General features: G+C 53.4%; 10 protein-coding genes and 1 pseudogene. 3 read left to right on the top strand and 8 right to left on the bottom strand.

The annotated features are described in order from the left end of the window. On the top strand, positions 1 to 298 hold a 298-nt coding region (locus tag M0974_RS31075; RefSeq protein WP_297845844.1), incomplete at its 5' end, for a hypothetical protein. Positions 299 to 340: 42 nt separating this feature from the next. Here the strand turns inward: M0974_RS31075 and M0974_RS31070 are convergent. The 7 genes from M0974_RS31070 to M0974_RS31040 are packed head-to-tail and all read right to left on the bottom strand — an operon-like array spanning position 341 to position 5,339. Continuing rightward, positions 341 to 1,105 (bottom strand): SDR family oxidoreductase, encoded by a 765-nt coding sequence (locus M0974_RS31070; RefSeq protein WP_297845842.1) that lies wholly within the window; start codon positions 1,103 to 1,105, stop codon positions 341 to 343. Between the two features lie 29 nt (positions 1,106 to 1,134). Next, positions 1,135 to 1,524: an aldo/keto reductase gene (locus tag M0974_RS31065; RefSeq protein WP_297845840.1), complete on the bottom strand. Its 390-nt coding sequence runs from the start codon at positions 1,522 to 1,524 to the stop codon at positions 1,135 to 1,137. Next, positions 1,407 to 1,691: an aldo/keto reductase gene (locus M0974_RS31060; RefSeq protein ID WP_297845846.1), complete on the bottom strand. Its 285-nt coding sequence runs from the start codon at positions 1,689 to 1,691 to the stop codon at positions 1,407 to 1,409. The genes M0974_RS31065 and M0974_RS31060 overlap by 118 nt, the downstream gene beginning before the upstream one ends. Before the next feature lie 35 nt (positions 1,692 to 1,726). After that, complete coding sequence (locus M0974_RS31055; protein WP_297845839.1) at positions 1,727 to 2,668, bottom strand: nuclear transport factor 2 family protein; 942 nt, start codon at positions 2,666 to 2,668, stop codon at positions 1,727 to 1,729. A 55-nt stretch (positions 2,669 to 2,723) separates the two neighbouring features. Then, positions 2,724 to 3,908, bottom strand: a complete 1,185-nt coding sequence (locus M0974_RS31050; RefSeq protein ID WP_297845837.1) for an MFS transporter — start codon at positions 3,906 to 3,908, stop codon at positions 2,724 to 2,726. Then, on the bottom strand, positions 3,905 to 4,900 hold the full coding sequence (locus M0974_RS31045) for an LLM class oxidoreductase (RefSeq protein WP_297845834.1): 996 nt from the start codon (positions 4,898 to 4,900) through the stop codon (positions 3,905 to 3,907). The genes M0974_RS31050 and M0974_RS31045 overlap by 4 nt, the downstream gene beginning before the upstream one ends. Before the next feature lie 43 nt (positions 4,901 to 4,943). Continuing rightward, positions 4,944 to 5,339 carry a nuclear transport factor 2 family protein gene (locus M0974_RS31040; protein WP_297845833.1) on the bottom strand — a complete coding sequence of 132 codons (396 nt, stop codon included), beginning with the start codon at positions 5,337 to 5,339 and terminating at the stop codon, positions 4,944 to 4,946. 124 nt (positions 5,340 to 5,463) lie between these two features. Between M0974_RS31040 and M0974_RS31035 the strand changes: the two genes are divergently transcribed. Both M0974_RS31035 and M0974_RS31030 read left to right on the top strand, forming a co-directional pair. After that, positions 5,464 to 6,354 carry a LysR family transcriptional regulator gene (locus M0974_RS31035; protein ID WP_297845832.1) on the top strand — a complete coding sequence of 297 codons (891 nt, stop codon included), beginning with the start codon at positions 5,464 to 5,466 and terminating at the stop codon, positions 6,352 to 6,354. Between the two features lie 474 nt (positions 6,355 to 6,828). Beyond that, positions 6,829 to 7,440 carry a dTMP kinase gene (locus M0974_RS31030; protein WP_297845831.1) on the top strand — a complete coding sequence of 204 codons (612 nt, stop codon included), beginning with the start codon at positions 6,829 to 6,831 and terminating at the stop codon, positions 7,438 to 7,440. Positions 7,441 to 7,556: 116 nt separating this feature from the next. Here the strand turns inward: M0974_RS31030 and M0974_RS33420 are convergent. Then, positions 7,557 to 7,706: pseudogene (locus M0974_RS33420) on the bottom strand (Rieske 2Fe-2S domain-containing protein); the annotation flags it as partial.

Raw genomic sequence — 7,706 nt, 5'->3', positions numbered from 1 at the left:
GGCGGCACTGACAGACTTGGTAACACAGTCGATCCGCGAAGGTTCTTGCCGCGCGGTAAACGAAGAGTTAGCTGCTTTTTCCTTGCTGGGAGTATGTAACTGGGTCGCGTTTTGGTATCCCCATGGCGAAAAGACCAGCGATCTGACCCCTGGACAGCTTGCCAGCCAGTTAGCTGCGGTGGCCTTGGAGGGGTTGATAGCTGAGCGTGATGCATCAGGAACGGGTGGTATCGCGCAAATGATTGGTCTGTTGCGTAGCGATATTGATCGACTTGAAAGCATGATCGATCAGAACTAATGAAAGATTATGCCCGGCGAACCAGGCGCAAGAGTTATCGAGTTACCACACTGAATCCCCGCGAAGCATGACGTCTGCACCGCCGTCGATATAGATCATTTGCCCTGTCATATGGCCATTCTTTTCACTGGCCAAAAACGCCAGTAACTCTGCCGCTGCTATAGGCTCGAAAGGACCTTTCAACGGCATTGGGCACCCGAGGTTAATGCGGTCTTTCGTAGCCTGGTCCTCAAACAACCGCGACAGCAACTCGGTCTTAACCAGCCCCGGCGAAATGGCGTTCAAGGGAATGCCAGCTCCGGCCCACTCTTCACTGGCAGCGACTCGACGGATCCAGCGCGACAATGCCTGCTTGGTGCTGGCATAAGCGAAAGGTGCTTCTTCGGCACGGGCCAACGCTTGGGTTTCTGTACCGTCAAGCATGGCCTCCACCAGTTCCGGGTCGAAAGGGTGGACACCAACGATGGACGAAACGGCAACGGCGCGGGGCTCTTTTGATTTCAGCAGAAGAGGGCGTAAACCCACCAGTGTTGCCAGTGCCCCGTAGTAGTTGATTGCGACTGTGGCAGGGCCCGCAATATCTACACCGGCAACTGCTAGCACGCCATCTACAACACCGTCACTAAGCTGCGTGGCTTGTTCGATCAGTACCCGGCGACCCTCAAGGGTGGAAAGATCGGTAATGATTTCTGCATCTCGTAAATCAACACCGATGATGCGGTGGCCTTGAGATTCGAGTAACTGTCTTGTCGTGCGGCCTATACCAGACGCGGTACCGGTGATGACATAAGTTCTTGGACTAGTCATGTAAGCCTCTATTTTAGGAGTTGAAAGAATTAAGCGCCCATGTCGAATGTGTCAGGCGAAGGCCCAAGACGAATCTGTGCAAAGTCCGGGTGCATTTCGATTTGATTTACGGATGGTGTTACACCCGTTTCATCTACGATGCGTTGCAAATGCTCTTGATGAAAGTTGGACACCCCGATGGATCCCACACGACCTTCCTCGCGCAGACGTGTCAGCGCTTTCCAGCTCTCGACGTAAGCTCCCTTCATCGGCAGCGACCAATGAATTAGGTACATATCCAGTGTCTGCAGTCCCATGCGCTTTAGGCTTTCGTCAAATGCATGCAATGTCTTATCGAAGCCATGGTCGGCATTCCATAATTTGGTGGTGATGAAAATTTCGTCGCGAGAAATTTCGCTTTCAGCAACTGCGCGACCCACGCCAGCCTCATACCGTAAATCATCGCGGTATCGATATGCCGGTTGCCGGCTTGGAGCGCCGCTTTTGACGACTCGTAGGCTTGCGCATCATCCAATTGCCAAACACCCAGCCCTAATTGCGGGATATGGACGCCATCGTTGAGGGTGATCATTGGAACGTGTTTCATTGGAATATCCTGAAATGTGGAAAATAGAAAAAAGCTCAAACGCCGGAAGGGGCGGTGATCCAACCTTCGATGTACTCAAACCAGAAGATTAGCCATTGCCCCTCATCCTTACGAAGCTGGATACGGTAGTGGGCGCCAAAGAGTGGAAAATCCTCATCGGTGACCGGGCGTTGAGCGATAACCCGACCCAGCAACATCGTGGCTCGATCGTCGTTAATCTCGATGCTCAGCGGCACGCAAAAATGTTGCATCCACGGCCAAGGCTGGCGGAAGTTCTTCAGTTGGCCCATGACCTCATTGCGACCTGTCAGATCACCAATAGGTGGAAATGCGCCGGCTATATCGCGCGCCAAAGTTCCACGCATTTGTCCGAAATCCGCTTGATCCATTGCCCAGATGTAACGCATGAACACTTCGCCGACCTGGTCTTGAGCGGAGCCCACCACCTTGGCACCAGGCAGGCGTGCCCATGGTGAGTCCAACTCGTTGACCAGGTGCGGAGCATCATCACCCACCTCCCAAAGACGACGTGGGCGTGGAGGAGTCCAGGCTATGGCGAGCTCGCGATCTCCTTCCAGCCAAGTGACAGTCAGGTGCAGTTGGGTGAATAACCATCCTTTGTCCGTAGCTATAAGGTCAGCTACTACCAAGGCGCCAAACAACAGCTGCTTGGGTACCGGTTCGGACGTCGTGATCTGTCCATACAGATACGCGCCTAAAACTGCGTTCTTGTTGTCGACAGCGACGTAATGGTTTGTTGAGTTGATCTGTGCTTCTTGCCCTCGCAACCAGTCCATGGCGAGTACCTCAGCCAAGGCCGTAGCGCCGTTGATGCTGCCATGGGCACTGCTGATCAAGGCAGCTGAGGGAGTGCAAACGCTCGCGAGACTAACCGGGTCTCCGATTGCCCAACCGCTGAGAAACTGCTCAAACAGATCAAGAATTTCTGGCCGTTCAGCCATATTCACATTACTCATGAGATTTTCTGCCCATCAGCGGCTTGTAGGAATTGATGTACACCTCCGCAAGTGCTCACGTTGCTGAGACTCTGGCGACTTGAACTTCGAGTCTGCTGCCATAAATGACGACTTTGATTGCCACCATCAGCATTGCCAACACGCAGAACACTACGCCGGACCAGACAGCGCCCGTCAGTCCTAAGCGGTTGATTGCCCAACCGCCGGCACTGGAACCCAAGAGCACGCCGATGTTCGCTGCTGTGATAAAGAGACTGGTGGCAAAATCGGGCGCTTCTCGCGAGACCGAACTCAGCCAAACTTGGCTGCTGACCAGCCCACAGGTATGCGCCGCGCCCCAGACCAGCATGATCAGTGTCATTCCCGGCAGCCAAGGACTGGCTAGTGTGTAGAGCAACAGATAAGCAATCGCGAGTGCCAGCGGTTGCAGAAACGTTGTACGAACCAGATGACTATCGAGCAGTCGACCGAGCCAAAGGTTGGATACAATGCCGCCGATACCAAATACAACCAGCAGCAAACCGACTGCATGGGGGCTCAAACCCACTTGGCGTTGCAAATACTCAGAGGCGTAGCTGTAGACCGAAAACAAAGCGGTAAATATAAATATGGCTGCAGTCAGGTTTAGCCATAGCGCTGGTTTGCGCAGGATCGACAGTTGTTCGCTGTGGCTAAGCAGCTCCCTGGGTGCCGATGGAGGCAATAACATCAGCAAGCCGAGACCCGCCAAAAAACACAACCCGGCACAGAACAACCACGCGGCTTCGTAACTAAAGGTGTAGGCGAACCACGTCATGGCGGGCACACCCAAAATCAGCCCTAACGTAGTGCCAATCACAGCACGGGAAACTGCATGAGCAGAACGTTCTGGCGGATAAAGGGCGATGGCCGAGGCCAGTGCTGCGGTATAGAACATCGGATGGAAAACTGCGGCGATCATGCGACAAGTCAACAGGACGTTAAAGTCATGGGTAAACCCGGAAAACAGGCTGCTGAGCGTAAATACGCTCAGACTAACCACCAATATTTTTTTGTGATGTAACCGCGACGACAGCAACACCAACCCAGGGCCCAGCGCTGCGACCGTTAACGCAAACATACCCATCAGCAAGCCCGCATGGGACGTAGAGACAGCGAAACGCTCCATAACCATTGGCAAAATGCCGACCACCCCGAACTCCAGGGTATACAACCCGAACAACCCCAGAACGATGAAGCCGACAGCATTGACCGGCTTCATCGGGCTGACTCGCGGAACGTTGGGGTGTGCGCGGGGAATAGTGGCAAAACATGCCGGCCCAGTTCCTCAAAAATATCTTCCGGTGCGCGGCGAGTTGGCTTTAAATTCAGCACTACATGGGAAACGCCGGCCTCTTGTTGGGCCTGCAATAGTTCGATGATGGCATGGCGTCCACCGCGCAGCACTTGGCCACGCTCGATGGGCGCATCAGGATTGGTATCAAGATCAAACCAGCAACCGTAGCCGTACGGTTTGAAGCCGTGTTCAGCGTACGCTTCGCGCCACAAGGGGATCACATCGGTCATGCCTTGAGGATCAAAACCGTGCCAAATCCATGCGTCTACATTGGCGGCGAGCCAGTCCAGTGTTTGGCCTGCACGGCCGGTAGCAATAAACGGAAACCGCTTCGCCACAGGCTTCGGAACTAAGTCCAGACCACCATTCATGCTGCCGTGAAGCTTGGAACGGTAGCTGGGGAACGGATTCTCACTGACGGTATGGATGATTTCCAGCGCCTCACGGAAACGCTCCGCGCGTTGACTGAATTCATGTCCGAAGGCAGGGTATTCACCAGGCCGGTCTCCAGAGGCCAGGCCTAGCAAGAAGCGTCCATTAAGCAGTTGGTCGATGCTGGCTGCTTGCTTGGCAACGATCAAAGGATCGCGCAGAGGAGCCACAATTCCGGCAGTACCAATGGCGATGTTGCGCGTAACAGCGCTCAACCATCCGGCATAGACCATCGGGTCCAGAATCTGACCGACATCACCAAAAGATGGGTCGTAAAATGGAACATCGCGCAGCCATAAGGCCGCAATACCGACGTCGTCGGCCAACTTTGCCATAGCCGCGTGATTGGCCATCGTGGGGCCGGGGCTGTCGGGATAACCCTCCAACGGGGCGGTGAAACCAATACTTAGATGACCTGGACGAAAAACTCGGCTAAATCCCGGATGATTTGCCAGTGCAGCGGGGAGTGCGGGAGAGGGGTTCATACGCTTTCCTCTTGGTGAAAGAAGACTGTGTGGGGCGATTGAATCACCGTTGAGGAAGTGAGGTGGTTTGGTGACCGATGAGGCGCCATGTCCCTGACTCTTTGCGCCACACAACTAGAAACTGAGTATGAAGATGCTTAAGTACCCCTCCGACTGTCGCGTCCATTCGAACACTGCCAGTGGCCATAAAAGCATCGTTTCCCAACGCGCTGACATGGTCTATCAGCTGTTCGGTGCTGTGATAGACGAACGCTGCGTTACGGAATTTTTCCATGTAGCTGGTTTTGTCGTCGGTGAAGCCGCTCGAGTGGACGTAGATCACGTCTTCGGAAAGCAGGTTTTGGAATTGATCGACATCAGCGTCAATCATCAGACGAAATCGGTTATCTTCTAGCGCAGTGGCAAGCGTGAGCAAAATAGGATCGACAGCAGTTTTCATAAGAGTTTTTCCTGGGGCGCACCCGATACAGGTCAGTGGCCAGTACCCTAGCGGAGCAACGCCCGTCGAAAAACAGGCAGGATGTCCCTACATAAACGACTCCGCAGTCATGAGTTGAGAGTTAATGGAAAGTTTGAGTGCAATCGGCGTGTTTGTTCAGGCCGCTGAAATGCGTAGTTTCGTGGCGGCGGGCGGAGCCCTTGGTATTTCCGCGTCCGCCGTCAGCAAAAGTATTTCCCGCCTTGAGGAGAAACTGGAGGTGCGACTGTTTCATCGCAGTACTCGCACCATCACCCTGACGGCCGAAGGCGCACGATACCTAGACCGCTGCAGACGAGTTCTGGCGGAGCTGGAGGCAGCGGGTGACGAATTACGACAAACATCATCTGCTCCTCGTGGCGCTTTGAGAGTCAGCCTGCCGATGATAGGAAAACTTTTCCTGCCGGTGTTCGCCGAGTTTCAACTACAGTACAAGGATATTCAGTTGGATCTGGAGTTCAGTGACCGGCTGGTTGATGTCATCAATGACGGATTCGATGCCGTAGTTCGCAGCGGGGCACCCAAGGACTCCAACTTGTCAGCACGCTGTTTAGGCAGTTATCGGATGATTGCCGTGGGCTCACCGGCCTATTTTGCTGAACATGGAACACCGCAACGACCTAGCGATTTGATCAATCACAGTTGTATCCATTTTCGCTTTCCGCGAACGGGAAAGCTGCAAAGCTGGGTCTTGCGTAAAGACCAGGATGAGCCGGAGGTAGAGCTTCCCCGATCGATCATTTGCAGCACAGTCGAGGGGCGATTTTGTTTTGCTCTCCATGGGTTGGGGATTACTTACGCTGCGGACTTCGTGGTGAGAGAAGCGCTTGCCAGCGGAGAACTGATCGCGGTATTGGATCAATACACCCATGAGTCCAGCACCTTCAATTTACTGTGGCCTTCCGGTCGATCGGTGGCTCCTAAACTTCGAGTGCTGATCGACTTCCTCAGCAGCCGCATCCCGTTTCTATCTTGACGTTCTTGTTTTCTCCGGCCCTAGAAAAGCCGCTCCAGTTTCACACCGGGCTGCCAAGTCGTGTAGGTAACGAATCCAACATCGCATTGTTCATTAGCTACCATCTCACTCACGGCTTTGGTTCCTTGAATAGAGAAAGCCACCGTAACGCCCGGGTGCAGCCAGGAAACGTTCCGAGTAACGGAGAGTGGCTTTGCTCAGCTCAAATAGTGCATTTAGCTAATTTCGCTGGCTTTGGTTTCTCAATCCGATGACGAATGTTAAGTCGTGCAGACGGACACCTGCATGGTCGAACAAGCAGAGGCAACACTCACAACCGCAATACAGTATTCAACTTATGGGCGATGACCGATGTTCATAAGCGGCTGTAACCCTAGATGTTGAGGCTCGTTAGCCAGAAACCAGGTTAGAATGCTCATCAATGTCTGTTCATCAGATCCCTCCACTCACCGTATATCAATCGTTATGTGAAGAATGAATCGTCCGCTGTTTGTTTCTTTAGATGGGCCCAAAGGAACCGGCAAAACCACACTGTTGGAGGCCATTACGAAAGTACTGAGGGCAGACAACAGGAAGGTGATCCGACTTTGCGAGAAAAAAAGCGATCCTTATAGGGGTGAAACAATGGCCCTCGTTAACAAACTCGTCAGAAATCCCACCCGGGATTTGGAGTTGGGGGTTTGTGAGCGCTTTGCTGATAGCCGTAACTGGATTTCCCGGCACGTGCTGGCTAAACAGCCACCAGGCAGCATCATCTTGATCGATCGCTGGTACCCGTCTGATGCGGCGTTTCGCCGGATAATCCCGTTTGCAGAGATTCTACAGTTAAATATTGATCGAAACGTGCGAGTGCCAGACCTGCATGTCGGGGTTGTCACCGCCCCTGATATTTCATGGGCGAGGGCAGCGGCACGACGGCGTGGGCTGAGCAGTACTGTGGTCCATAAGCTGGAAGAACATGTCGCTTGTACCAAGGCGTTCGAGCGAGCGATTGCAGATCACGGCTGGGTGTTATGCCGTAATGAAGGAACGATCGAAGACGCAACGATGCAGGTAGTTTCTGAGATCTATAGAGTGCTTCGATGATCTAGCTTGAATCTCAAAATGGTGATCCGACTGAAGACGGGTCTGCAAATCAAAAAGTGACGCGATCATAGACTCGCCAAAAACCACAGTTATGGGTGTCCTTGCTGACCAAGGGGTTATGTGAGCCGTTTTACTAAGAGATTACTGCACGGAGGCCCACTCAACTGGTCTCCGGTTTCCGGGCTGAAGACGGAAAATGCAGGGGACATGTGATGCTTTTGCGCTTTTCGTTGATGACTCCGTGTTCCAGCCAGCCTTCGCGATGC

The sequence above is a fragment of the Pseudomonas sp. genome (assembly GCF_026224925.1).
In the GTDB taxonomy this organism is placed as follows: domain Bacteria; phylum Pseudomonadota; class Gammaproteobacteria; order Pseudomonadales; family Pseudomonadaceae; genus Aquipseudomonas.
The sequence above is the reverse complement of the archived record's forward strand: the minus strand, read 5'-3'. Positions and strand labels throughout refer to the sequence as shown.

Coding starts and splice junctions, on each gene's coding strand:
- M0974_RS31040 (WP_297845833.1), bottom strand. CDS start 5,339: ATGAAAACTGCTGTCGATCCTATTTTGCTCACGCTTGCCACTGCGCTA.
- M0974_RS31055 (WP_297845839.1), bottom strand. CDS start 2,668: ATGAGTAATGTGAATATGGCTGAACGGCCAGAAATTCTTGATCTGTTT.
- M0974_RS31050 (WP_297845837.1), bottom strand. CDS start 3,908: ATGAAGCCGGTCAATGCTGTCGGCTTCATCGTTCTGGGGTTGTTCGGG.
- M0974_RS31035 (WP_297845832.1), top strand. CDS start 5,464: ATGGAAAGTTTGAGTGCAATCGGCGTGTTTGTTCAGGCCGCTGAAATG.
- M0974_RS31045 (WP_297845834.1), bottom strand. CDS start 4,900: ATGAACCCCTCTCCCGCACTCCCCGCTGCACTGGCAAATCATCCGGGA.
- M0974_RS31070 (WP_297845842.1), bottom strand. CDS start 1,105: ATGACTAGTCCAAGAACTTATGTCATCACCGGTACCGCGTCTGGTATA.
- M0974_RS31030 (WP_297845831.1), top strand. CDS start 6,829: ATGAATCGTCCGCTGTTTGTTTCTTTAGATGGGCCCAAAGGAACCGGC.
- M0974_RS31060 (WP_297845846.1), bottom strand. CDS start 1,691: ATGAAACACGTTCCAATGATCACCCTCAACGATGGCGTCCATATCCCG.